Below are 25,153 nucleotides of genomic sequence, written 5' to 3'. Positions count from 1 at the left end.
TCTGGCATCTTTGCTCATAGGTCAGTTGTTTGTAGTGCTTCATCGTCTATCTCTTGTCGGAGAAAAAGCGCGAAGCCTACTGGCAACTGGCCGCTTTTTCTACCCCACTCAAGATATGCACTTACAAGTTGAATCTGGGAGTCAAGTAAATAGGGCTAGATCAACATTATGACGCTAATTTGTTCTGTAAAATATCGCGCCATAATGTTGATCTGTCCCCATTTATTCTCTGACCTCAATATTCCAATATTCTGAGGATACTAGCAATGAAACGGGTTATTGTTGCGATTTTTATTTTTTGGGCAACTGACACCATGTTACAAAAATAAACAATTTATCGTTTTAAATCAATAAGTTACGCCTTAACTTGATGCCATTCCACTCTGACCCTAATTATTTCGACCTGATTCTAGGTAGAATTTTTGATTCTCGTCTGTGAACTGTTAGTTTCATCTCTCATTTGTATTTAGTATTCTTCGATCTCAGACCTATAGGAAGGGGTAAATCTAATGGGACACTATGAGCAACCGAAGCCTTACTATCTAAAAGACCGCCGTGAAATAGCCATTGATATGTTCGCCTCGAAGGAAAATATCAGTCGTGCCGATTACATGGCTCTTAGGGTAGTCGAGCAGGTTGAGGAGACGCTTGATAAATATCGCCAAGAATCTGCCAGTATGTCGAGGCGAGAGCTTAGGAATGAAAAGCACAATTCCGAACGACTTGGGAATTTCATGAGGAAAAATGGAAAGCCTCACCCAGGCGGCAATTGTGATGCCCATGCAATAGTATCCGGAGGCCACCCAAAAGCTGTGCAGCAGAGAGCCATCTTGGCCCGAGCGAAAATCAGAATAGATGATATAAGAAACGGAACCTGGCTACCTGCAAGAACAGCCGATACTCCTCACCGTAAAATGCCTTTTGCTATTCCTCACTCTCGCATACATAGAAATGGATATTACCAGTGGTTAAAGTTTGAGTTCGATTCTCTGGACTTTGAAAGCCTCGCAGAGCGGGATGTTGAGAGGTTGCTTAGAGGTATAGAGTATGATTTAAAATTCTCCAGCTTTCCGAACTATGTTATGTTGCCTGCGGATAAACTTACCCAAGTAGTTTAAGAAAATATGAAAATCTATCAGATATTCCAGAATGATAGCGACTACATGACTCTCTATTTCGACCCTGATGAGGTTGAAGATAAGCTCGGGAATGACGATTTTGTATTTTTTACGACGCCTAAATCCTATGCGAGTGACTGGGTACCATTGGAGCTGAGTATCAAGGCATGTGATTCCCCTCCCATGATTCCCTCAATTTCAACCTGGCAAAACTATCTCGTACTACATAATTCGGCATATCAAGCGCTGGAAGGGTTGCTGGCCCCTTACGGGGAGTTTCTGCCCTGTATGTATCAGGAAGCAAAGTTCTATCTGTTTAACCCTTTGACCATCGCTGAAGATCTTAGCGCTGTGGTGCCGGGATCGGTAACGAGGAAAGGAAACTTACTCTCTGGTATTGAATTTGAGGCAGGTAAGTTGGAGCGTGTGCCGGTTTTCAGGACCAAAGAAAGCTATATTAGCATCTACTGTACAGAGGTGTTTAAGGAATTAATTCAGTCTGAAAATCTTGATGGATTGCTGTTTAGCGCCAATCTGACGCAAGTTTAATAATTTGTCAGGAAATAGGAATATGAGGGGCAGAGTAACATATAGACGTGTAATTTATTAAATAAATCAAGCGCCAAAATGTTACTCTGACCCCAATATTCCTCTGACCCCAAATATTAAAGATGCCGAAACGGGATGCGAAGATATGCTCTATCTGCGTAGTGCCGTCCGGAGTCTGAAGAGTAACGTTGTGAATGCGGTGATACACATCGGTGGGAAGACGCAGTCTGCCAAAAAATTTGACTAATTCTTCTCCCAAGATTCCCTTGAACCATGGAGATTTAAAAATGGTGACGACCAGCGCAATTGCTAATAGCCAATATGCAACTGACAACGCTTGATTGATAAGTGGATCGAAGTTCATTGTTTCAACACTGTTATGTCAAGATTTGACCCCTAGCTTGACCTTTGACCCCTAGCTTGACCCCCATATGTTCATCATGTCACTCCATCCTAGCCCCCGACCGCCTGACACTGGCAGTTCCGATTCCCCTCACGGTTCCTCTTAACAGGGTTCATTGTCCCCAACGCTTCATACCAAATCCGTTTCGCATGGTGGGTAGGATACTGGTGGTAGAACACCAGGTTGCGCTTTCGAAAACTTTTCTGTTGAATTCGCCAGTAGTGCACGAACTCATCAACTGCGAAAAACCTCGAATTACAACATATATTTATGCAACTTCATGTCGCAATTAACGTTGCCAACACGCGCAGCTTTGTAGTGGAGGCGAAGCCGCAACGAAAAAGCTGTCGCTGTGCTTGGCCTGGTTATGCGTCAGCCTCGACTTCCCGCAAAAAACGGATCTCCACTATCGATGTTACTCCTGCCAGTTATCTGATCGGATTCTTGTTAAATCGCCTATTGCCAAGTCTATGAACCGTTTACCACATTCCATACAATAATTTCGCTCACTTTGCCCCTCCTTTACTGTAAGCCTTTTTTCACCATTTTTTATTTTATGATTCGCATTTGATTTGCAAGAGTGAGCCCTTTTTGCTTCAGAAATGTAAATGTTTTTGACAAGCGATTTTGGCCTACCCATTACGTATTTCCTCTTCGAGAGAGGCTGCATGCGCATTCAGAGCCTCATGAGCAGCTTCCAGTTGGGTGAGCGTGAAGTTCTCGCGATTTGATCCTTCCTGATCTACGGTGGCATTCACTCTGCGGTTGAGTTCAGCTACTACCCATTGAAAGTTTGCGCTTTGGTGCCTAGGGTCCAGATTGCGCCCACCAGGATTTACTCCACATCGCCCTAACAATCCACCGGTCTCATTTTGAATTCTCTCGTTCAAAGCGCTACGGCGTGCAATGCGTTGATCTTGCCGAGTGGGTCTAATTCTGCGGATTCCCGCCGCAGCTTGGTTTGGAGTGATGCCTCTGTCTACAAGCTGTTGAAGAAGGTCGGCTACTTCTGGATCGCCAATAGGATCCATTTCGGCTGCAGAAACATCAGATTCAGATATGATATCCACGGGGGATAGCCCCCCAGTCCCTGTCGGTTCCCTTTCGGTGACTCCATTTGGATCGAAATCTACGTTATCTGCTTCTGGTAACAAGTCTGCAAAATAAGCCTGGTCTGCAGAGCTAAAATCTCTAAAGTCATTCCAGCGCTGAGCTACATTTGCTCCGGCATGGAATACTACTACTCCACGGTTTACCGGATTATCTGGAGCACTTTGCTCAACGACGCGCATTATTCGTCCCACGAACTGAACAAAAGGAGAAAGGTTTGCGAATATGCTGCCGACCATTGCGACCGCTAAAAACCTATGATCAAACCCTTCACCAAGCATCCTAGCTTGAACGATCACATCAAGCTCATGATTTTCCAACTGCTGGAAAACCCTTTGATTCGCATCCGCTCCCTCGCGCGAATGCACATAGCCTGCTCTCAATCCCCTTGCCCTAAACGCTTCTGTGATTTGTATACAGTGATCAATATTTAAGGCTGAGGCAATGATTTTCAAGCGCTGTTCGCCGGTTTCCTCTCTGAGCCGTCTTAACTCACCTATAGAACAGTCTACTATTGAAGACAATGTGTTTTCTGACATTACGATGCCGCGACGGAATTCTGCATCCTGTTGGCCAAGATCAATCACTTCACGCAATCCGATCGTACGTTCTTCGCCATTGTCACGATCAATATAAGTCAGTTCAGACGGGCGAAGCATTTTGGCGGACAGTCGTTTTACATAACCAGCTTGTATTGCTCGGATTACAGGAAATGAGTATATGACGTGGCCTTCCATCAGCCGCCCGTCTGATCGCGTTGGAGTTGCGCTAAAATTGATCACTCGTGCATTGGGGAAGCGGTTGAAAACCTGACGCCACGAGGCAGCTGTATTGTGATGACCTTCGTCGACTAGGATTAGATCGAAAAAATCATCTTCAAGCTCATCTAGCCATCGATTTTCTTCACCGGCTATTTGCTGAATATTGGATACCACGATATCAGCGTTTTCTATATCATCGTGGTTCACTGTGCCGCTTGCGACGACGACTGTTTCTGGATATTCGGCACCTTCAGTTAATACCGAGCACTTTTCATAAAAATTGGTGGCGCTGCTTGATTTCATATCTGCACCAAGCTGGTCTCGGATTCGAGTACCAGGAGCAATTACCAGCACTCTGTGAGCTTGAATTGCATAAGGTGTGACAGATATAAGCCCTGATTTCCCGCACCCTACCGGTAGAACAACACCCACAAACCGATCGGCGTCAATGTTATCCTGATAATGGTCGCGAATTGACAACCAACCCTCTTTTTGGGGAGCTCTCAGATTTTGGTTTTGTTCAATATCGAACGGCTCTATAAATGTCACTTAAATCTCCTTTAGGAAACTGTTCTTTAGTTTTAGCTGAAGAACCATCGATTCTTACATAATGAGATGGGCTTAACCAAATACCCTCCGCTCCAGACTGAAAGACAGCATTGAATATGGTGCTGTATCTGGTGCCGCATAACAGTTTGTTCATAGGCATAGCCATATCTAGGCATATGCCTATATCTGCCAATGCATGGCCAGATATACCCGCACATGGCCAGATCTAATCTTTGCCAGCTTCTTTAAATCTCTCGCGTTCATGTGCTCATGACCTGTGACTTACGTCTCACTTTTCGTTGTCGGGATTTATATCACGAAGAAGGGGAGTTCGGGGAGCCCCTGTAATTAGCTGTAATTTTGTGTGTGAGCATTCACCTACTTTTTTGCGGTAGGTTGTATGGGCTTTGGGCTACTTATAGTGATTCCTGCTGCCCCCAGTCGCCCAACTCCACCACTCCTGCTATCTTCCCACCCATAACAAAGCACAGGAATCCCCCATGCCCAGGAACCTCACGGCCTCCATAACCCTGCTGGCCGCCGCATCCATCCCGGCCCTCGGCCTGCTGGGTTGCGACCACTCCAAGCCCGAGTCCAAGTCGCAATCAGAACATTCGTCCCAATTCGCCATCAACTACCAGCAGTTCCAGCTGGATAACGGCCTCAAGGTCCTCTTCCATATCGACCGCTCCGATCCCGTGGTGGCGGTGTCGCTGACGGCCCATGTGGGGTCGGCGCGGGAGAAGGCCGGGCGCACGGGGTTTGCGCATCTGTTCGAGCACCTGCTGTTCCTGGAGTCGGAGAACCTGGGCAAGGGCGGGCTGGATGCGATGAGTGCGCGTATCGGCGGTTCCGGGGCCAATGGTTCCACTTCCCGCGATGTCACCAACTACTACCAGACGGTGCCCAAGGATGCTCTGGAGAAGATGCTCTGGGCCGAGGCGGACAAGCTGGGCTGGTTTATCAATACGGTGACCGAGCCGGTGCTGGCGAAGGAAAAGCAGGTGGTGAAGAACGAGAAGCGGCAGAGTTACGACAACCGCCCCTACGGCCACACCCAGTACGTGATCGATCGCAACCTCTACCCCGAGGGGCACCCCTACAACTGGCAGGTGATCGGCTCGCTGGAGGACCTGCAGAATGCCACCCTCGGCGATGTGAAGGCGTTCTTCCGTCGCTGGTATGTGCCCAATAACGTGACCCTGGTGGTGGCCGGCGATTTCGATCCCGAGCAGGCCCGCGCCTGGGTGTACAAGTACTTCGACGAGGTGCCGGCGGGCGAGCCCATCGCGCGGGCGCCCAGGCAGCCGGCGGTATTGAAAGAGACGGTGCGCCGTTACTTTGAGGACAACTTCGCCCGCGAGCCGGCGCTGACGCTCGCCTGGCCGGCGGTGGAGCGCTACCACCCGGACAGCTACCCGCTGGCGGTGTTGCTGGAATACCTGTCGGACGGCAAGCGCGCGCCCCTGTACCGGGTGCTGGTGGAGGACCAGCAGCTGACCGCGGGTGTGTCCATGGGCAGTTACGATTCCGAGCTGGCCGGGCAGGTGCAGCTGCAGGTGCATGCGTTCGAGGGGCGGGACCTGGACGCCGTCTACGCGGCGATCGAACAGGCCTTTGCGCTGTTCGAGCAGGAGGGCATCGCCGGGGAGGACCTGGAACGCATCAAGGCCGGGCAGGAGATCGGCTTCTACAACGGCCTCTCCAGCGTGCTGGGCAAGGGCTTCCAGCTGGCCCAGTACCCAGGTGTACCGGGGCGATGCCGGCTACGTGAGTGAGGATATCCAGCGCCTGCTGGCGGTGACCGCGGAAGACGTGCAGCGGGTGTACCGCAAGTACCTCAAGAACAAGCCGTTTGTGGCGGCGAGCTTCGTGCCGCGCGGGGAGAAGGCACTGGCGCTGGCGGATTCCACCGCCGCGCAGGTGGAGGAAGAGCAGATAGTCACCGGGGCCGAGGAGCAATTCGATGCCTCGGTGCAGGCCGACTACCAGCGCACCCCGTCCAGCTTCGACCGCACGAGAGAGCCTTCCTACGGCGAGCCGGCCCAAACCGCGGTGCCGCAGGTGTGGCAGGAGAAGCTGGCCAACGGCCTGCAGGTCTCCGGTATCGAAAACGGCGAGGTGCCCACGGTCAACTTCAGCCTGGTGATCGACGGCGGCCAGCTGCATGAGAAAATCGACAAGACCGGCGTCGCCAACCTGACCGCGATGCTGATGGAACGGGGCACCGCCAGGCGCACCCCGGAAGAACTGGAAACGGCGATCCAGAAACTGGGGGCCAGCATCAGCATCTCCGCCGGTGAGGAGGTGCTCCGCTTCGATGTCACCACACTGGCGCGCAACTTCGAGCCGGTGTTCGCGCTGGTGGAGGAAATGCTGTTGGAGCCGCGTTGGGATGCGGGCGAACTGGTGCTGGCGAAGAATAGCGTCATCAGCCGCATCAAGCGCGCCGCCGCCGAACCGAATGCCATCGCCGGCAAGACCTTTGCGCGTCTGCTGCACGGCGCGGACAGCATTCGCGGTTACAGCCGACTCGGTACCGAGGCGTCCGTGGCCGCGATCACCATGGACGACTTGCGGGCCTTCCACCGCGATTACCTGTCGCCGTCGGTCAGCCGTGCCCATGTGGTGGGCGATATTGCCCGCGGGGATTTCCTGAAGGCGGCGAGTTCCCTGGCCAAACGCTGGCCGGCCCAGGAAGTGAAAATTCCCGATCCCGAATCCGTGGCCGCCGCGCCGGGTATCTATTTCGTCGACGTGCCGGGCGCGAAGCAGTCGGTACTGCGCATCGGTCGCCCGGCCATGTCCGCGCTGTCCGCGGATTACTACCCGGCGGTATTCAGCAACTATATCCTCGGCGGTGGCGGCTTCGCCTCGCGCTTCACCCAGCAGTTGCGCGAGGGCAAGGGCTATACCTACGGTATCCGCTCCGGAATTTCCGCCGGCAAAACCCAGGGCGAGTTTATGATCGGTACCGGCGTGCGCGCCAATGTCACCGCGGAATCGGTGCAGCTGATCCACAACATCCTCCAGGGTTATGGGCTCACCTATACCGAGCAGGACCTGGAAACCTCGCGCTCCTATCTCATCCGCAGCAACGCCCGCGCCTTTGAAACCGCGAGCGCCAAGCTCGGCCTGCTGGAAAGCATGAGCCGTTACGGCTGGCCCGCGGACTATGTGCGGGAGCGGGAGGCTATCAGCAAGGCCATGACCGTGAACAAGGTGCGGAAGATTGCCGGCAGCTATATGCAGCCGGATTCGATGATCTGGGTGGTGGTCGGCGACCGTGCGACACAGTTCAGCCGGCTGGAAGAGCTGGGCTTGGGAAAGCTGACTTTGCTGGATGGCGAGAAGTTGACACAGATGGCGGAGCTGTCGTCGGCGGACTGAGTGCCGCGCGGGCCCGGAAAAGTCCGGGCTCTTCCGATTGTGACGCCCTAAAGCTTTAGGATATCCAACAATCTTGTGGGTTGTTGCTTGACGATATCGCCCTGCTTCAATTCAACCCGTTGCTGGCGTTTGTTATTAACGATCAGGTCGGAAAACTGCACCGGCAGGCCTTTGGCAGTGCTGAATTGTGTGGAATCCTGGAGCTGGTAGTGCAAGTGCACCCCACGGGAATAGCCGCTGTTGCCGCACTCGCCCACTTTCATACCCTTGGAGACCGGCATGCCCTCGTATAAGCGGACTGGTATAGATTGATAGCGCAGGTGAAGCAACAGTGAAACTTCATTGTTCCCGTGGTCAATCATCACATAGTTGCCGCGGGGGTGCTGTTCGTTCAGAACGCCGTGGATATTGTCTTTGATTCCACGGCCGATGGACACCAGCTTTCCTGCAGCCGGCGCCACGACATTCCGGCCAAAACAGTAGTGGTTGGCATTGTTGTTCACGTCGCCGGTATAGGCGATGGTCAGGCCCTTTTTTTTATAGTACTCGATCTCGTCACGGGGCAGCGGTGCAGTTTCAGGGCGCACACCAGCAATATCGAGCGCATACTTTCCTGCGGGGGCGCCCGTTAGGTGGTTTTTGTTCTGTTCTAGTGTCCGCCCACCCCGGTTGACGATGAATGCCCCAACCAGGGGAAACATCAATTCTGTTTTATTGATGTAGGAGTCATAATCAGCGCCCAGTACTGCGGGCTGATAAGACAGCGCCAGGGCGAGAGCCGCCCCGTGAATTACCGTTTTTATTCTTTTCAAAAGGCTTATCCCTGTGAGCGTCTTAATCTTGCGTGTTTTATAGCATGCAGAGGGACTATGGGGTGACTGCCTGTAATGATATGTAGGAATAAGGGGTGCGGCTACTGGGGGCGGCGTGGGAGAGCAGTCTCAATCCACGCTGCCTCTATCCCGGGACTCAGCCAATCACGTCGTCGGCCTGCAGTTGTTCAATATCCTCACCGCTGTAACCCAACGCACCCAGCAATTCCCGCGAGTGGGCGCCCAGCGGGGCGCCGGCGCTATGCCGTTGCGGCTTTTCTCCGTCGAACAGAAAGGGGGTGTTGATCTGTGTAATGCCCTCGCCGCTGCTGTCCGTCGCCTCGCAAATCATTTGCCGCTGCTGCATCTGCTGGCTCTGCGCCGCCTCGAGAAAATCCAGCACCGGTTCCACACAGGCGTCGATGTCTGCGAACAGTCGCAGCCATTTGTCCAGCGGCTGTTGGGCAATAAGTTCGGCGACGTCCCGCTTGAGGGATTCCTGCTGGTCCTCCTGCACTATCCTGGAGAGCCACTGGGGTTTGCCGAGGGCGGTAAAGAAATGCTCGGCAAGTTGGGGTTCCAGGCTGCCCACGGAAAGGTAACGGTTGTCGGCGGTGCGGTAGTAGTCGTAGTAGCTGCCGCCGTTGAGCAGTTCGCTCTCGATTTCCGGGTTGCCGCCACCGGCCAGGGCGCAGGCGCCGGATATGGCGTTCATGGCGAAGGCGCAATCGGTCATGGCAATATCGATACGGCTGCCCTCACCGTTTTGGCTGCGCTTATACACGGCGGCGAGAATCGACATTACCGCGTGGTGGGAACCGGCGATACCGGCCACCTGGGTGCCGGCGAGGCTGGGGCCGCTCTCCCGGCGGCCGGAGTAGCTGGCCAGGCCGGACAGGGCCAGATAGTTGATATCGTGCCCGACGCGGTCGTTGAGGGGCCCTGTTTGACCGTAACCGGTGATGGAGCAGTAAATCAGGTCTTCGCGGGCTTCGCGCAGGGCATCAAAACCGAGGCCGAGGTTGTCCATTAACCCGGGGCGGAACTGTTCCAGCACCACGTCGTATTCCACCAGCAGACGCCGCACGATTTCCACCGCCTTGGGGGCTTTTAAATCCAGGGCCAGGGATTTTTTGTTGCGGTTGAGGGTGGCGTGGGCGGCGGAGATGCTTTTGTCCGCGCCGACCATCGGCGGCAGGCCGCGGAACATGTCCGGTCGGGTAGGGGATTCGATGCGCAGCACCTCTGCACCCATATCCGCCAGCAGCATGGTGGCGTAGGGGCCGGGCAGCCGGGTGGTGAAGTCCAGGATTTTCAGGCCGGCGAGTGGTCCGTGGTTATTTTGCATTTTTGTTACCCTCTGGCCCTCTCCCATAAATGGGGAAGGGGCGTTTTTTGGCTCGGTAGGATGGGCACAGCGCAGCGTGCCCATAAGATAATCCTTGTTCGAAAATTATGGGAGGCTAGTCTGGTCAGGCGATCACTCCCTGGGCCAACAGCTCGTCGATTTCCTCCTGCGCATAGCCGAGCGCGTTGAGCAGTTCGTGGGTGTCACAGCCGAGCGGGACGCCAGCGGTATGTCGCCGCGGCTTGTTGCCGTCGAAAACCAGTGGTGTGTTGATCTGCTTCAAAGTATCGCCGTCAGGCAGTGCCGCCTGGCACAGCATCTGCCGTTCTTTCATCAGTGCACTTTCGGCCGCCTCAGAGAAGGACAGTACCGGCTCCACGCAGGCGTCACAGGTCTCGAACAGGCGCATCCATTCGTCGAGATTGCACATTGCAATAATCGCGGCGATATCCCGTTTGAGTTGTTCCTGCTGGTCCGGCTGCAGTACCCGCTGCATCCACTCGGGTCTGCCCAGTGCGGCAAAGAACTGCTGCGCTAACTGAGGTTCCAGGCTGCCCACCGATAGGTAGCGGCCGTCGGCGGTGCGGTAGTAGTCGTAGTAGCTGCCGCCGTTGAGCAGTTCGCTCTCGATTTCCGGATCGCCGCCGCCGGCCAGGGCGCAGGCGCCGGATATGGCATTCATCGCGAAGGCGCAGTCGGTCATGCTGATATCGATATGGCTGCCCTCGCCGCTTTGGTTGCGCTTGTACACGGCGGCCAGAATTGCCATTGCCGCGTGGTGAGAACCACCGGCGATATCCGCGACCTGGGTGCCGGCGAGGCTGGGGCCGCTCTCGCGGCGCCCGGAGTAGCTGGCCAAGCCGGACAGGGCCAGGTAGTTGATATCGTGCCCGGCGCGGTCGTTGAGGGGGCCCGTTTGACCGTAACCGGTGATGGAGCAGTAAATCAGGTCTTCGCGGGTTTCGCGGAGGGTATCAAAACCGAGGCCGAGTTTGTCCATTACCCCCGGGCGGAACTGTTCCAGCACCACGTCGTATTCCACCAGCAACCGCCGTACGATTTCCAACGCCTTTGGGGCTTTTAAATCCAGGGCCAGGGATTTTTTGTTGCGGTTGATGGTGGCGTGGGCGGCGGAGATGCTTTTGTCCGCGCCGACCATCGGCGGCAGGCCGCGCAACATGTCCGGCCGTGTGGGGGATTCGATGCGCAGTACCTCCGCGCCCATGTCCGCCAGTAGCATGGTGGCGTAGGGGCCGGGGAGGAGGGTGGTGAAGTCTAGGATTTTGAGGCCGGTTAGTGGGGTTTTGCTGTTGGACATGGCTGTTTGCCGATAGGTGGAGTTCGCGATTTCGCTGTAGGAGCCTGCTTGCAGGCGAACGGATCAGGGCTTCGTAGCTTTTTCGCCTGCAAGCAGGCTCCTACATGGGGGCTGTAGGATGGGCAAAGCGCAGCGTGCCCATCAAACCATGGCTGATGGGCACGCTGCGCTTTGCCCATCCTACAATTTTGGCGAGTCCCGAGTTCCGTCTTTATTCCTTCAACAATTCACGGGAAATAATCAGTTTCATAATCTCGTTGGTGCCGGCGTAGATGCGCTGTACCCGCGCGTCCGCCCAGGCGCGGGCGATGGGGTATTCCCACATGTAGCCGAAGCCGCCGTGCAGTTGCACGCATTCGTCGAGCAGTTTGCACTGGAAGTCGGTGGTGAGTAGTTTGGCTTTGGCCGCGGTGGCCACGTCGAGTTTTTTGTCGCAGTGCAGTTCCAAGCAGCGGTCGACGAATACGCGCATGGCGGTGAGCTCCGCATCCATCTCCGCTAACTTGAACTGGGTATTCTGGAAACCGGCGATGGCGCGGCCGAAGGCTTTGCGTTCGCGCACATAGTCCAGTGTCCAGCCCAGCGCCGCCTCGGCATTGGCGACTGCGCCGAGGGCCACGCTAAGCCGCTCCTGGGGCAGTTCCTGCATCAGGTAGACAAAACCCTGGCCCTCGGCGCCGAGCAGGTTTTCCGCCGGTACTTTGACGTCGTCGAAAAACAGCTCCGAGGTGTCCTGGGCTTTCATGCCGATTTTTTCCAGATTGGTGCCCTTTTTGAATCCCGGGCTGTCCGCTTCCACCAGCAGCAGGCTGGTGCCCGCGGCACCCGCTTCGGGATTGGTCTTGGCCACCACGATTACCAGGTCGGCGTGCTGGCCGTTGGTGATAAAGGTCTTGGAACCGTTGAGGAGGTAGTGGTCGTCCTTTTTGATCGCGGTGGTGCGCAGGCCCTGGAGATCGGAGCCGGCGCCGGGCTCGGTCATGGCGATAGCGGTGACGATTTCCCCGCTGATGCACTTGGGCAGGTATTTCTGTTTCTGCTCTTCGCTGCCGTAGTTGGCGATATAGGGCACGGCGATATCCGAGTGCAGCGCCCAGCCGATGCCGGTGAGGCCGGCGCGGGCGATTTCCTCGTCGACGATGGCGTTGTAGCCGAAATCCACTTCCAGGCCGCCGTAGGCCTCCGGCGCCTGCGGGCAGAGAAAACCCATTTCCCCGGCCTTGGTCCAGAGCGCGCGATCCACCTGGCCGTCCTTTTCCCACTGGCTGTGGAAGGGCGCGGCTTCTTTTTCCAGGAATTTGCGCACGGTGTCGCGGAACTGTTCGTGTTCCTCGCTGAAGACGGTTCTCGGGATCATGGTTTTTCTCCTGTGTTATTTTTCACTGTAGGAGCGGCGGGGCGGCCATCCGTCATGCCCGCGATCACGGGTTCGGCAAACATCGATCGCGGGCATGGCCCGCTCCTACAGGTTGTTATTGATCGGTCAGGGCCTGGTTGTCGAACAGTATTTCCGGCGGTTCGAAACGCTCGCCGTAGCGCTCCGCCAGTTCCCGGGCGCGGCGGGCGAATTCCGCCGGGCCGTACTGGTTGATAGTTTGCAGGGCGCCGCCGGTCCAGGGCGGGAAGCCGATGCCGAAGATGGAGCCGATATTGGCTTCGCGCACGCTGCGCAGGACTTTCTCGTTATAACAGCGCAGGGTCTCCAGGGCCATGATAAACAGCAGCCGCTCCTCGATATCCACTAGCGGCGGCTGTTCGGCTTCGGGAAATTCCTCCTCCAGTCCGCGCCAAAGGTGTTTTTTCCCGCTTTCCGGGTAGCTGTAAAAGCCGCCGCCGGCGGCTTTGCCGGCGCGGCCCAGTTCCAGCATGTGGTCCACCACCGAATCCGCGGGATGGGCGGGCGGGGTTTTTCCCTCCGCCTCCAGATCGGCGACGGTTTGCTGACGGATCTTGCCCATCAGTGTGAGCGACACTTCGTCGCTGACCGCCAGCGGCCCCACCGGGAAACCCGCCAGCGCGGCGGCGTTTTCGATGCTCGCCGGGCAGACGCCCTCCCCCAGCATGGCGATGCCCTCGTTGGTGTAGCAGCCGAACACCCGCGAGGTGAAAAAACCGCGGCTGTCGTTGACCACGATCGGTGTCTTACCGATCTGCCGCACAAAGGCGAAGGCCCGGGCCAGGGTGTCGCCGGAGGTCTGCTCGCCGCGAATAATTTCCACCAGCGGCATCCTGTCCGCGGGGGAGAAGAAATGCAGGCCGATAAAATTCATTGGCCGCGTACTGGCGCGGGCCAGGCCGGTAATGGGCAGGGTGGAGGTGTTGGAGGCGAAGACTGCGTTCTCGGCCAGTTGCGCCTCCGCCTCGACGGTGACTTCGGCCTTGAGTTTGCGGTCCTCGAAAACCGCCTCGATCACCAGTTCGCAGCCCTGCAGGTCCTGCGGGTCTGCGGTGGGATGGATGCGGTCGAGGATTTCCCGCACAGTCGCTTCGTCGGTCTTTCCCTGTTGCAGGCGTTTTTGCAGCGCCTTGTCGGCGTAGCCCTTGCCCTTTTGCGCGGTCTCCGGGGAAATATCCTTCAGCACCACCTGCACGCCCCTGCCGGCACAGGCGTAGGCGATGGCCGCGCCCATCATTCCGGCGCCGAGAATGCCGATTTTGCGCAGTGGTTGGATTTTATTCGCGCGCATCTCTTCGCGCACCGCCTCCGGCAGGCAGTCGCCGGCCTCGACGGCGTTTTTGCCGAACCAGAAGGTGCCGATCATATTTTTTGCCACCGGGCCGCAGGCGAGTTCGACAAAATGGCGGGATTCGATGCGGCTGGCGGTGTCGAAATCCACCTGGGCGCCTTCGACCACAGTGGCGAGGATCGCCTCCGGTGCCGGCAGGCAGCCTTTGGTTTTCTGCCGGAGCATTGCCGGGGCGATGATCCGCAGCTGGGTGTTTTTGCGGTTGTTGGCATCGCCGCCGGGCATGCGGTAATCGGGGCTGTCCCAGGGCTGCTGACTCTGTGGGTTGGCGAGAATAAATGCGCGCGCCAGTTCCAGCAGTTGCTCCGGGGTTTGCGCCAGCTGGTGTATCAGGCCGGCTTCCCGCGCGCGCTGCGCGTTCAACTGCTTGCCTTCCAACAGGTAGGGAAGGCAATTTTGCAGGCCGAGCAGGCGCGGCATGCGAGTGCAGCCGCCGCCACCGGGCAGCAGCCCCAGGGTGACTTCCGGCAGGCCGATTTTTACCGCGCCGCTGTCCAGCGCGATGCGGTGGTGGCAGGCCAGGCAGATTTCCCAGCCTCCTCCCAAAGCGGCGCCGTTGATCGCGGCCACCACCGGTTTGCCCTGGGTTTCCAGTTGGCGCAGGTCGGCCTTGAGGGCCTCGCAGCTGTCGAAGAGCTCCCCCGCGTCTTCGCGTTTGGCCGCATAGAGCGCCTTGAGGTCGCCGCCGGCAAAGAAGGTTTTCTTGGCGGAGCGGATGACGATGCCGGTGAAATCGCTGTTTTGCAGCTGCTGGACGGCTTCGCGCAGGGACTCGGTAAAATCCCGGTCCATCACGTTGGCGGAGGCATTGGGATTGTCCAGGATCAGGTGAACGATATTGTCGCTGTCTCTTTCCAGGCGAATGGATTTCATTTATTTTCTCCTCACACTCGCTCGACAATGGTCGCCACACCCATGCCGCCGCCCACGCAGAGGGTGACCAGGCCGTAGCGCTGTTGCCGCGCCTCCAGTTCATCCAGCAGGGTGCCGATCAGCATGGCGCCTGTGGCGCCCAGGGGGTGGCCCATGGCGATGGCGCCGCCGTTGACATTGATCTTTTCGGGGTCGATATCCAGTTCGCGCTGGAAGCGCAGCACCACCGCGGCGAAGGCTTCGTTCACTTCGAACAGGTTGATGTCTCCGGCTTGCAAACCGGCGACCGCCAGTGCCTTGCGCGCAGCCGGCGCCGGGCCGGTGAGCATGATGGTGGGGTCTGTGCCCACCACCGCGGCGGAGACGATGCGTGCGCGGGGAGTGAGGTTCAGGTCGCGCCCGGCGGCTTCGCTGCCGATCAGCAGCGCCGCGGCGCCGTCGACGATACCGGAGGAGTTGCCGGCGGTGTGTAGGTGCCGGATGTGTTCCACCTGCGGGTAGCGGGCGCGGGGGACGCTGTCGAAGCCCAGGTCCCCCAGCGCGGCGAAGGAGGGTTTCAGCTGCGCCAGTCCCTCCATGGAGGTGTCCGGGCGCACCAGTTGGTCCCGGTCCAGTATCAACAGGCCGTTGCGGTCGCGCACCGGCACGATGGAATTGCCGAAGGCGTTTCTCTCCCAGGCGGCGGTGGCCTTTTGCTGCGACTGCAGCGCGAAGCGGTCCACCTCCTCGCGGCTGAATCCGCCCAGGGTGGCGATCAGGTCGGCGCCGATGCCCTGGGGCGCGAAGCCGATATCCATCGAGGTCTGCGGGTCCTCCGCCCAGGCGCCGCCGTCGCTGCCCATGGGCACGCGGGACATGGATTCCACACCGCCGGCCACTACCAAGCTTTCCCACCCGGAGCGCACCTTGGCCGCCGCCAGGTTCACCGCTTCGGCGCCGGAGGCGCAGAAGCGGTTCAGGGTGACGCCGCCGATATTCTCGTCCCAGCCGGCCACGAGCGCGGCGACCTTGGCGATGTCCGCGCCCTGGTCGCCGACCGGGGTGACGCAGCCCATTACGATATCGTCCACCCGCGCGGTGTCCAGGCCAGTGCGGCGCTGCAGTTCCCGCAGCAGGTCGGCGAGCAGGGTGACGGGTTTGACTTCGTAGAGGGCGCCGCCGGGCTTGCCTTTGCCCCGGGGCGTGCGGATGGCGTCGTAGATATAGGCTTCGCTGGGCATGGGGTGCCTCGCTGGTTATTGTTTGAATCCTTAACCTGAAGTCACAGATTCAGGTATAAGTTAGTCGCGACCCGGGATGGTGCAAATGATAAAAGGCGTCAGCGGTAGTGACGTCCGCCGGCTGGATGACTATAAATTCATCGGGGTCGCACCGCCAACTATTCGAAATCGGATTAACCCGGGAGACGTTTTGTTGTTTTAAACGACGAAGGTTCGCTATGGCGGAGAATTTACTGGAGCGCCCTGGGCATTCCGGAGGGGAAGGGGGAATCCGGGGATGGCCGCTACCGTAGTGGGTATGTTGCACAGGGGCACTGATCGCAGTGGCTGGGCAGCCTGCTCAATATGGTCACCGGCCACGGCGAGCTGGATTTATCGTAGACGAAAGTCCGGACAATCACTCAATCGGTGGATGTCCGAACTTTTTCTGGAACACATCCCTGTGTTCAATATATTCCAGTAATCAAACCGTTACAGCTCACACCCTCGCAATGAAAGGCTGCCGATGGAAATTACCACTATACCATCCCGGTTGTCGTTGTCGTCCTCCATATACAAGCGATACTTATAATAGGCCCCCGGCGACTGGACAGTGTAGTGTCTTGTTTCCGAACCGTTCCAATCCGTTTGATTGGAGCGCTCATCGACAGTTATCCAATCCAGCCCGTTCCAGCCCTGCAGGGCCCAGTCTTTCGGGGCCCGTGTGGTGATACGGCCGTTGGAATAACGGATCGAGTATTGATCGACAAGGCGAAGGTCGCCCCAATCGTAGCTGATCCAGGCGGGGGTTTCCCAGATTTCGGATATCCACATTGAACCCAAACTGTCGTCAAACGCCTGCCAGGCTGGATAATTCGAGCTGTAAATTCCCGATGTGCTTACGGCGGCGCTGTCACCGGTCAATACGGGAACCTGTTCGCTGCCGTAATGACAGGAGCAGCTTTCCAATGTCAGTTCACCAATTGAAATGACTACTACACCGTCCCTGTTATCATTGTCATCCGTCACATACAAACGGTACTGCCGGTAAGCGCCGGGGTTGGCAACCTCATAGGTGCGCTTTTCCGAACCCGCCCAACCGGTTTCATCCAGGCGGGAATCGAGTGTTGTCCAGCCGCCTCCGTTCGACCCCTGGAGTTCAAAATCCTTTGGGGCGCGGGTTGTAATCGAACCATTGGCATAGTCAATAGTGTATTGATTTATTGTTGTCGGCGAGTTGAACTCATAGGCAATCCAGGCCGGCGTTGCAAAAACTTCCGATATCCACATGCTTCCGTGTGCACCATCGAACGCTTGCCAGCCCAGTGTGCTGGAAGAGTAGTCTCCCGAAGTGGTAACAGCAGGTGTATCCTCCGTTAAAACCGGGACCTGGTCTTCGCAGGTCGCGGCGTTTACTCCATTGCCAATAGTCAGAAACATGGCTGCAATACTTCCGAGAAGTGATTTTTTATTTCCGTATAACATTGAAATAACCTTTATTATGGCTTTATAAATTAAAATCAAGAATTACAATTGACCGCCAGGTACTTTAACTGAAACCGCTGGCCAATTGAAAGTCATTGTGCGGGAATGTATGTAGAAATAGATGACAGAGGTGACAGAGATGACAAAAGGGTTTGCTGCTTCCGGGGAGCGTGGGGCTGTAGGATCTAAATAAATTGTTGGAATTTCGTCAAAGTAGTGGTTTTTATAATTTTATTCATCAATATCTGCTGTTACTACTTCGGAAAACTATTCTTGTACGGTTGGGGTTGTAAAAGGCTGTTCTGTCCCAGGAAAGTCCGGTACGCACTTGTTAATTAGGGAGCCTCTGATCAAGTCCCGAGATGCCTCTGGCTTACAGAGTGACTTGATCAGAGGTTCCTTAAGTAATCGGTGGATGTCCTGGACTTTATCCTGGACTTTATGGCGCCGAGGATTTCGCTATCGGCAGGCGGCCAAAACTCCAAAGCTTGGGTCTACAAGTTAGTCGGTGCCCCGGGGGGGCAAATGATAAAACGCGTCAGCGGCAGAGACGCGTTGCTGGTCCGGATACCCCGCCTGCCGGATGACCATAAATTCACTCGGGGGTCCGGACCGCCAACTATTCGGAATTTGACTAACCCGAAGATAACGCTGCCATACACTCAGGGGAGATGTTGTGTTGTTTTAAACGACGAGGATTTGCTATGGCGGAGAATTTACTGGAGATGGCGGAGCAGCAGCTGGGCCCAACCGGCATCAGTGCTCTCGACAGCGCCCTGGGCATTCCGGCGGGGAAGGGGGAGTCCGCTCTGAAGGCGGGGATGGCCACCACCATAGCGGGTATGTTGCACAGAGGCACTGATCGCAGCGGCCTGGGCAGTATGCTCAATATGGTCACCGGCCACAGCGAGCTGGATTTATCCTCGCTTAGCGACCTTTCCCGGGATTCGAAGCGGATGAGCGACCTGGAGGAAAGCGGCGACGACATGCTCGATACCATTTTCGGTAACAAACAGGACAACATCATCCAGGCCTTCTCCTCGTCGCTGGGTGTGAATGTCGATACCGGCGGCAATCTGCTGAGGGTGATTGCCCCGATAACCGCGTCGGTCCTGGGCCAGAAGGCAAGAAGCCAGAACCTGGATATGGGTGGGCTGGCCACGCTGCTGCTGGAGCAGAAACCTTATATCGAGGATAAGTTGCCGGGCGATATGCTGCAGGAGTTGGGGGTCACCAGCTTTGAGAGCCTGGGTGAAGGGGCCAGGGCTTTTTCTCGCGGGCACGCGGAACCCCAGGCGGCGCGGACCCCGGAGGAGCGCAGGCGCGGCGGCAGTTTTGGCAAGTGGTTCTGGCCGCTGTTGATCGCCCTGGCGGCACTCTACGCGCTGAATATGTGTGCCAGGAAAGATCGCGTGGAGGACAGGCCCAGCGGGGTGATCCTGGAGGATGAAACAATGATTACCGGAGAGCCGGCGACTCCTTCTGCGCCGGCCGTGCCGGAAACAACTTCCCGGGACACCACTATGGAGGCGGGGACCGGCGGCAATTTTTCCAGCAGTTTTCGGGAGTACCTGAACAACGCCGCCCGGGACCCGAACCGCGAATTCCCACTGGGCATTCAGTTCGCCCCGGACAGTGCCACGGTCACCAGCCCGTCGGTGCCGGATGTGGAGGCATTGGTAAAAATTCTGCGGGAGAAACCCGGGGTCACCATTGCCATAGAGGGCCACACTTCCGGCGAGGGCGACGAGGCGAAGAACCAGCAGCTCTCAGAGGAGCGCGCCGAGGCAGTGCGCCAGATGCTGGTGGACCAGGGTATTGATGGCAACCGGATAACCGCGATGGGTATGGGCTCGGCCAAACCGATCGCCGACGACAGTACCGAGGAAGGCAAGGAGAAAAACCGCCGCATCAGTGTGCGGGTGGTGACCTTTGGGTAGGAGGTTCGGCGGGGTGAACACACGCTTTGGTCGTTCCGGCGCAGGCCGGAACCCAGGAGCCACCAGACTGGATATCTACGGACCGCGGAATTTCTCCCGGTAGGCCCCCGGCGCCAGCCCGGTCCACTTCTTGAACGCGCGGTTGAAGGCGCTGGGCTCGGAAAACCCCAGGCGCTCGGCGATCTCCGCCACCGCTGTCTCCTGTTTTTTCAGCTGGTACACAGCCATGTCCCGGCGCACCGAGTCCTTGATGTCCTGCCAGCTGTTGCCCTCATCCTTCAGGCGCCGGCGCAGAGTCTGCGGCGAGGTATAGAGGCGCGCGGCCACGTCGTCCAGGGAGAGGTTTTCGATCCCACCCTGGTTTTGCAGCATGCGGCGGACGCGTCCGGTGTAGCTGTTGTCGGATTTGTGCTGGGCCAGCAGGCATTCGGGAGCGCGGCCGAGAAATTCGGCGAGCTGCTGTTCGTCGCGTACCAACGGCATCTGCAGGTAGCGGGTGCTGAACACCAGGCAGGTCTCCCGCTGGTGGAAGTAGTGCCGGCAGGGAAACATATCGCTGTAGTCTTCATTGTAGTCCGGCGGCGGGAAGGCCAGGTGCACCCGTTCCAGCAGAATGGTGCGGTCGATCAGCCAGCTGAAAAAGCGCAGCCAGATCACCGCCAGGGATTCCACGAAAATCTGGTTGGGCAGGCGCCGGTCATTGCCGTGGTGGATCAGCAGGCGCGCCTCCTCGCCGTCCTCCACGAGCTTGATCTGCAGGTCGTCGCTGACCATGGATATAAAGCGCCCGGAGCGCAGCAGCGCGCGGCGCAGGTTGGGGCAGCTGATGCAGGCGTGGCCCATCATCGCGAAGGTGCCGGGGAGCCAGGGGCGGGCCAGGAAGCCGCCGGACTCGTCCGCCAGCAGGTCCCACTCCCGGCGCAGCAGGAGTGCCACACGCTCGCGGGGAATGCGGTTGTCGGGTTCCTCCAGCAGGGTTGGATCTATCTCCGCATCCAGCAGCAGCTGCCGGCAGTCCAGCCCCGCCGCCCGCGCCCCGGCCAGCTGCGCCTGCACCGCGGCGGCGAGGATACCCGGATGCGTCTCGCGCTCGATTTGCGTTTCTGTCTCCACTGTCCTGTCCCCAGTCGATGTGGATCGGACCTTGGATTATGCGCAATGCGGCGGGGAAAGTCAGGCTTGGGTGAATGGCGATCAGTGACTGGCCGGGCACGGGGCTGAGTGTCACGTCGTTACTGTATTCAGGTTTGGGGCTGGGGGGAGGCTGTGCTACAAACAGTCGATGCAGAACAGGACAGCACTATGAATCCGGAACAGGAAAAGCAGCTCAACCCCACCATCTGCCGGCGCATGCTGATCGTCCACCTGATCGAGGCCCTGCCCAGACCCAACAATCCGGCACTGGAGGAGGCCACAGGCTGGCCGCGCCGCACAGTACAGGACATTATCGCCAAGGGGCTGCCGGGGCACGGCACCCGGGTGGAATTTGTCCAGCAGGGCGTGCGCAACAACGACGGCTACTATGTGCTGAAAGACTGGGGGTCCTTCGATCGGCAGTGGGTGCGGGAACAGCTGCCGGCTATCTGCAGGGTGCTCGGTGTGTCTTCGCCGGTTCCCGAATGATTTGACGCACCCTACGTCCAAAAGCAGGTTCGCGATTTTTAGAAGTGCTCCAATGATCACTTACCAGCGAGCTGGTAATTGATCATTGGAGACTGTTTATTGACTATTGCTGTTTTTGCAGCAATTTGTTGATTTTCTTGACCAGCGTCTGGTCACTTTTCAACTGATTGGCGATTTCCTGGTATTCCTCTTTGCTCAGCCCAGCCGCTTTGACCGCCGAGAGCATCTTGGACTGTGCCTCCCGGTTCAGCGCTTCCGTCTCCTCGATATTTTTCGATGCCTTGATCTTCGGCGCATATTCGCGGCTCAGGTCGACAATAGAACGATAGGCGTTGGCAAATTTCTCCAGTTTCGCATCGCTGAAGGTGACTTTCTGGACCTGCTGAACAGCGACCTCTCCGCCGCCAGCCTGGGCGATAACCATGGGGGCGACAAACAAAAGCGCGAGTGCGATAGCTGGTACTTTCATTGGATACCTCGACAACAGGTGGCGGACGCTTTTACACATGGAATGTGGCCCAGCGTCTCGGTAAGGCGACAAGCGCCCCGCCGCGGGGGCGCGGAAAAGGCGTTGTTCTGCTCAGCTTAGACGCTCCCCGCGAGGTTATCGCGCCATTTGCCGCCTAAAACTCATCGGGGAGAATTGCGCCCCACCCGATCTGAGAACTGGTTGGTCAGACTCAAAAAATCCCGAGGAACTTCTTGCGCCGCTTCAATGAACTCTCGCAGCTGGCGAGCTGCCTCTGGTAGGTCTGCGCCTGGGCGGACACCTTGTGGGACACCTTTTTCAGCCAGGACTTGCTGCGGAAAGTGCGCCGGTTAAAGCCGCCGTGGCCCTCGTGGTAGGCCAGATAGAGGTGGTAGGTGTCGTCCGGCCGGATGCGGCACTGGCGCTGGCTGGTGTTGTTGTACCAGCCGACGAAATCGATGGCGTCGCCAAAATCATCGCGATCGGCGCCGTAACGGGATGCCGCCCGCTGGTAGCTGCGCCAGGTGCTGTCCAGCGCCTGGGGATAGCCGTAGGCATCCGAGGGGCGCGGGCCGGGAATAAAACCGAGGATCTTGGTGCGCGGCGGCCGCGCATCGTGCACGAAACGGGATTCCTGGTGCAGCACCGCCATCATGGTGGGAATGGGGGAGCCCCATTTCTCCTCGGCGTCCTTGGCCTTGCCATACCAGCCCTTTTTCTCGCGGAAAATCGAGCAGATATCACCGGGATTGCTGGGCGGGTTGGTGGCGCAACCGGCGGCCAGGCCGGTGCACAGCAGCAGGAACAGGGTGGAGAGCTTATTCTTGTTGTTCAGCATGATTTCATTCGACGGTAGAGGCTTTCTATCTATTGGGCGCTAAGAGCCTGTTTGAAGTCTTCAAAGATTCGCTCTCAGTGCGGCCCCCCACCCGGCCCTGGAGAGTTCCGTGCAAGAGTCCAAACAGGCTCTAAAGGCTTTCTATTGAGCGCTAAAGGCTTTCACCCCGGCGGCGGTGCCCAGCAGCAGCAGGTCCGCCGGACGAAGGGCGAAGATGCCGTTGGTCACCACGCCGGTGATATTGTTGATCGCCTTTTCCAGGGCGACCGGTTCCCGGATCTCCAGGTTGTGCACGTCCAGTATGACATTGCCGTTGTCGGTGATCACCCCCTGGCGATACACCGGGTCGCCCCCCAGCTTGACCAGCTCCCGCGCCACCAGCGAGCGGGCCATGGGGATCACCTCCACCGGCAGCGGAAAGCTGCCCAGCACCGGCACCCACTTGCTCTCGTCGGCGATGCACACGAACTCCTCCGCGCAGGCGGCGACGATCTTCTCCCGGGTGAGCGCGGCGCCGCCGCCCTTGATCAGCTGCAGCGCCGGGTTGGTCTCATCGGCGCCGTCCACATAGACCCGGATGCCGTCCACACTGTTCAGGTCGTACACCGGAATGCCGTGGGATTTGAGGCGCTCGGCGGATGCCTCGGAGCTGGCCACGGTGCCGTCGAACCGGCCCTTGATCTCCGCCAGGTAGTCGATAAAGAAATTGGCGGTGGAGCCGGTGCCCACGCCGACAATGGAATCCGCCTCCAGTTTGGGGGCGATGGTCTCCACGGCGGCGCGGGCGGTGGCGCGCTTGAGCTGATCCTGGGTTGTGCTGGTCAAAAGGCTTCCCCTGTGCAATTTTTATTGGATAAAGGCCTGCGCAGAGAAAAAATCTCGCGTTCAAGCCGTGTCTGGGTGGCAATGATGCTGCCGGGAGATTAGACTGGCGGGCTGAATTCACCGCAATGGCTGTTGTTGTCCCACCATGCCCAAGTCCTATATCAAGCGCATTTTAGACGCGCGCATCTACGATGTCGCCTCGGAGACCCCGCTGGAGCCCATGCGCCAGTTGTCGCACCGCTTCAACAACCGCATCCTGCTCAAGCGGGAGGATCTGCAGCCGGTGTTCTCCTTCAAGGTGCGCGGGGCCTACAACAAGCTGTTGCAACTGCCCGCGGAGCAGCGCGCCCGCGGTGTCATCGCCGCCTCCGCCGGCAACCACGCCCAGGGTTTGGCGCTGGGTGCGGCGCAGCTGGGGGTGCGCGCCACCATCGTGATGCCCACCACCACCCCGCAGATCAAGGTGAACGCGGTGCGTATGCGCGGCGCCGAGGTGGTGCTGCGCGGGGACACCTTCGACGAAGCGGCGGCGCACGCGCAGGAACTGGTGGAGGAGCGCGGCCTGGTGTTCGTACACCCCTACGACGACCCGGATGTCATCGCCGGCCAGGGTACCGTGGCCATGGAGCTGCTGCGCCAGCATCCCGGCAACCTGGATGCGGTGTTTATTCCCGTGGGCGGCGGTGGCCTGGCCGCGGGCATGGCCAGCTATATCAAATATGTGCGCCCGGAAGTGAAAGTTTTCGCGGTGGAGCCGGAAGACGCCGCCTGCCTCAAGGCGGCGCTGGAGGCGGACCGGCGGGTGCGCCTGCCCCAGGTGGGGTTGTTCGCCGATGGCGTGGCGGTGGCTCAGATCGGCGCTGAGACTTTCCGCGTGCTGCGGGAGACGGTGGACGGCGTCATCACCGTGACCACCGACGAGATCTGCGCGGCGATCAAGGATATCTTCGAGGACACCCGCTCCATCGCCGAGCCCGCCGGCGCCGTGGGTCTTGCCGGCATGAAGAAATACATGGAGCAGAGCGACAGCCGCAATGCCACTCTGGCCACTGTGTGCAGCGGAGCCAACATCAACTTCGACCGCCTGCGCTATATCAGCGAGCGCACCGAGATCGGCGAGAAGCGCGAGGCGGTGCTGGCGGTGACCATCCCCGAGCGCCCCGGCAGCTACCTGGACTTCTGCCGCAGCCTCGGCGACCGGGCCATCACCGAGTTCAACTACCGCTATGCCAACAGCGGCGAGGCGCACATCTTTGTCGGCCTGCAGGTGGCCGCGGATGCGGACCGGGCGCAGTTGGTGCAGCAACTGGCGGATGGCGGCTACAAAGTCACCGACCTCACCGACAACGAGATGGCCAAGCTGCATATCCGCCACCTGGTGGGCGGGCGCGCGCCGGGGCTGGAAGACGAGGTGGTCTACCGTTTCGAATTTCCCGAGCGCCCGGGGGCGCTGCGCAAGTTCCTGGAACAGCTGGCGGGGCGCTGGAATATCACCCTGTTCCACTACCGCAACCACGGTGCCGCCTACGGCCGGGTGCTGGTGGGGATGCAGGTGACTGAGGGCGAGCGGGGGGAACTGCGCACCCTGCTGGAGCAGCTGCACTACCCCTTCTGGGACGAAAGCGACAATCCCGCCTACCGGTTTTTCCTGGCCAGTTAGTGTGGTGTAAGGTACTAAATGCGGTTATCAGAGCCCCCCAAAATGTTCACAGGAAGGCGCCGCTCGCAGGGAATGGCTCGCCCTTTTCAAGAGCGGCAACGCAGCTGTGGGCCCTCTCTACCAGGTGAAGAGGGGG

At 58.1% G+C, this 25,153-nt stretch carries 20 protein-coding genes; 7 read left to right on the top strand and 13 right to left on the bottom strand.

The window, feature by feature from the left end:
- Positions 1-509 precede the first annotated feature (509 nt).
- Positions 510-1,118 carry an AHH domain-containing protein gene (locus ACRC0P_RS15380; RefSeq protein WP_438632187.1) on the top strand — a complete coding sequence of 203 codons (609 nt, stop codon included), beginning with the start codon at positions 510-512 and terminating at the stop codon, positions 1,116-1,118.
- 6 nt (positions 1,119-1,124) lie between these two features.
- Positions 1,125-1,667, top strand: a complete 543-nt coding sequence (locus ACRC0P_RS15375; protein WP_438632186.1) for a hypothetical protein — start codon at positions 1,125-1,127, stop codon at positions 1,665-1,667.
- Between the two features lie 7 nt (positions 1,668-1,674).
- On the opposite strand, the gene ACRC0P_RS15370 is transcribed toward ACRC0P_RS15375, so the two are convergent.
- Together ACRC0P_RS15370 and ACRC0P_RS15365 are read right to left on the bottom strand one after the other, a co-directional pair.
- Positions 1,675-2,031 carry a nuclease-related domain-containing protein gene (locus tag ACRC0P_RS15370; protein WP_438632185.1) on the bottom strand — a complete coding sequence of 119 codons (357 nt, stop codon included), beginning with the start codon at positions 2,029-2,031 and terminating at the stop codon, positions 1,675-1,677.
- 671 nt (positions 2,032-2,702) lie between these two features.
- Positions 2,703-4,490, bottom strand: coding sequence for a DEAD/DEAH box helicase (locus ACRC0P_RS15365; protein WP_438632184.1), 1,788 nt, complete (start codon positions 4,488-4,490; stop codon positions 2,703-2,705).
- Between the two features lie 500 nt (positions 4,491-4,990).
- On the opposite strand from ACRC0P_RS15365, the gene ACRC0P_RS15360 reads away from it, so the two are divergent.
- Together ACRC0P_RS15360 and ACRC0P_RS15355 are read left to right on the top strand one after the other, a co-directional pair.
- Positions 4,991-6,268 (top strand): M16 family metallopeptidase, encoded by a 1,278-nt coding sequence (locus ACRC0P_RS15360; RefSeq protein ID WP_438632183.1) that lies wholly within the window; start codon positions 4,991-4,993, stop codon positions 6,266-6,268.
- A complete protein-coding gene (locus ACRC0P_RS15355) occupies positions 6,261-7,880 on the top strand; it encodes an insulinase family protein (protein ID WP_438632182.1) in 1,620 nt (539 codons plus the stop codon). Before ACRC0P_RS15360 ends, ACRC0P_RS15355 begins: the two co-directional genes overlap by 8 nt.
- A 47-nt stretch (positions 7,881-7,927) precedes the next feature.
- On the opposite strand, the gene ACRC0P_RS15350 is transcribed toward ACRC0P_RS15355, so the two are convergent.
- The 7 genes from ACRC0P_RS15350 to ACRC0P_RS15320 all read right to left on the bottom strand — a co-directional run bounded on the left by ACRC0P_RS15350 (position 7,928) and on the right by ACRC0P_RS15320 (position 17,662).
- A complete protein-coding gene (locus ACRC0P_RS15350; protein WP_438632181.1) occupies positions 7,928-8,692 on the bottom strand; it encodes a M23 family metallopeptidase in 765 nt (254 codons plus the stop codon).
- Positions 8,693-8,849: 157 nt separating this feature from the next.
- On the bottom strand, positions 8,850-10,040 hold the full coding sequence (locus ACRC0P_RS15345; RefSeq protein ID WP_438632180.1) for a CaiB/BaiF CoA transferase family protein: 1,191 nt from the start codon (positions 10,038-10,040) through the stop codon (positions 8,850-8,852).
- 124 nt (positions 10,041-10,164) lie between these two features.
- Positions 10,165-11,358, bottom strand: a complete 1,194-nt coding sequence (locus ACRC0P_RS15340) for a CaiB/BaiF CoA transferase family protein (protein WP_438632179.1) — start codon at positions 11,356-11,358, stop codon at positions 10,165-10,167.
- A gap of 211 nt (positions 11,359-11,569) precedes the next feature.
- Entirely contained in the window at positions 11,570-12,715 is a 1,146-nt protein-coding gene (locus ACRC0P_RS15335; RefSeq protein ID WP_438632178.1) for an acyl-CoA dehydrogenase family protein, read from the bottom strand.
- Between the two features lie 115 nt (positions 12,716-12,830).
- Positions 12,831-14,978, bottom strand: a complete 2,148-nt coding sequence (locus tag ACRC0P_RS15330) for a 3-hydroxyacyl-CoA dehydrogenase NAD-binding domain-containing protein (RefSeq protein WP_438632177.1) — start codon at positions 14,976-14,978, stop codon at positions 12,831-12,833.
- Between the two features lie 11 nt (positions 14,979-14,989).
- Positions 14,990-16,198, bottom strand: a complete 1,209-nt coding sequence (locus tag ACRC0P_RS15325; protein ID WP_438632176.1) for an acetyl-CoA C-acetyltransferase — start codon at positions 16,196-16,198, stop codon at positions 14,990-14,992.
- Positions 16,199-16,669: 471 nt separating this feature from the next.
- The gene (locus ACRC0P_RS15320; protein ID WP_438632175.1) at positions 16,670-17,662 is read right to left on the bottom strand and encodes a galactose-binding domain-containing protein; all 993 of its coding nucleotides are present in this window, start codon (positions 17,660-17,662) and stop codon (positions 16,670-16,672) included.
- A 704-nt stretch (positions 17,663-18,366) separates the two neighbouring features.
- On the opposite strand from ACRC0P_RS15320, the gene ACRC0P_RS15315 reads away from it, so the two are divergent.
- The gene (locus ACRC0P_RS15315) at positions 18,367-19,602 is read left to right on the top strand and encodes an OmpA family protein (RefSeq protein ID WP_438632174.1); all 1,236 of its coding nucleotides are present in this window, start codon (positions 18,367-18,369) and stop codon (positions 19,600-19,602) included.
- Between the two features lie 75 nt (positions 19,603-19,677).
- On the opposite strand, the gene ACRC0P_RS15310 is transcribed toward ACRC0P_RS15315, so the two are convergent.
- A complete protein-coding gene (locus ACRC0P_RS15310) occupies positions 19,678-20,715 on the bottom strand; it encodes an AraC family transcriptional regulator (RefSeq protein WP_438632173.1) in 1,038 nt (345 codons plus the stop codon).
- A gap of 189 nt (positions 20,716-20,904) precedes the next feature.
- On the opposite strand from ACRC0P_RS15310, the gene ACRC0P_RS15305 reads away from it, so the two are divergent.
- A complete protein-coding gene (locus tag ACRC0P_RS15305) occupies positions 20,905-21,225 on the top strand; it encodes a helix-turn-helix domain-containing protein (protein ID WP_438632172.1) in 321 nt (106 codons plus the stop codon).
- Between the two features lie 103 nt (positions 21,226-21,328).
- On the opposite strand, the gene ACRC0P_RS15300 is transcribed toward ACRC0P_RS15305, so the two are convergent.
- From ACRC0P_RS15300 to rpiA, 3 genes are all read right to left on the bottom strand, one after another.
- Complete coding sequence (locus tag ACRC0P_RS15300) at positions 21,329-21,694, bottom strand: DUF4168 domain-containing protein (RefSeq protein WP_438632171.1); 366 nt, start codon at positions 21,692-21,694, stop codon at positions 21,329-21,331.
- Between the two features lie 211 nt (positions 21,695-21,905).
- Positions 21,906-22,532, bottom strand: coding sequence for a transglycosylase SLT domain-containing protein (locus ACRC0P_RS15295; protein ID WP_438632170.1), 627 nt, complete (start codon positions 22,530-22,532; stop codon positions 21,906-21,908).
- A gap of 141 nt (positions 22,533-22,673) precedes the next feature.
- Positions 22,674-23,357 carry a ribose-5-phosphate isomerase RpiA gene (rpiA, locus tag ACRC0P_RS15290; protein ID WP_438632169.1) on the bottom strand — a complete coding sequence of 228 codons (684 nt, stop codon included), beginning with the start codon at positions 23,355-23,357 and terminating at the stop codon, positions 22,674-22,676.
- 145 nt (positions 23,358-23,502) lie between these two features.
- Here rpiA and ilvA point away from each other — a divergent pair, with 145 nt between their 5' ends.
- A complete protein-coding gene (gene ilvA / locus ACRC0P_RS15285; RefSeq protein ID WP_438632168.1) occupies positions 23,503-25,017 on the top strand; it encodes a threonine ammonia-lyase, biosynthetic in 1,515 nt (504 codons plus the stop codon).
- Positions 25,018-25,153 lie beyond the last annotated feature (136 nt).

This window comes from Microbulbifer sp. (assembly GCF_051659245.1).
GTDB lineage: Bacteria > Pseudomonadota > Gammaproteobacteria > Pseudomonadales > Cellvibrionaceae > Microbulbifer.
The sequence above is the reverse complement of the archived record's forward strand: the minus strand, read 5'-3'. Positions and strand labels throughout refer to the sequence as shown.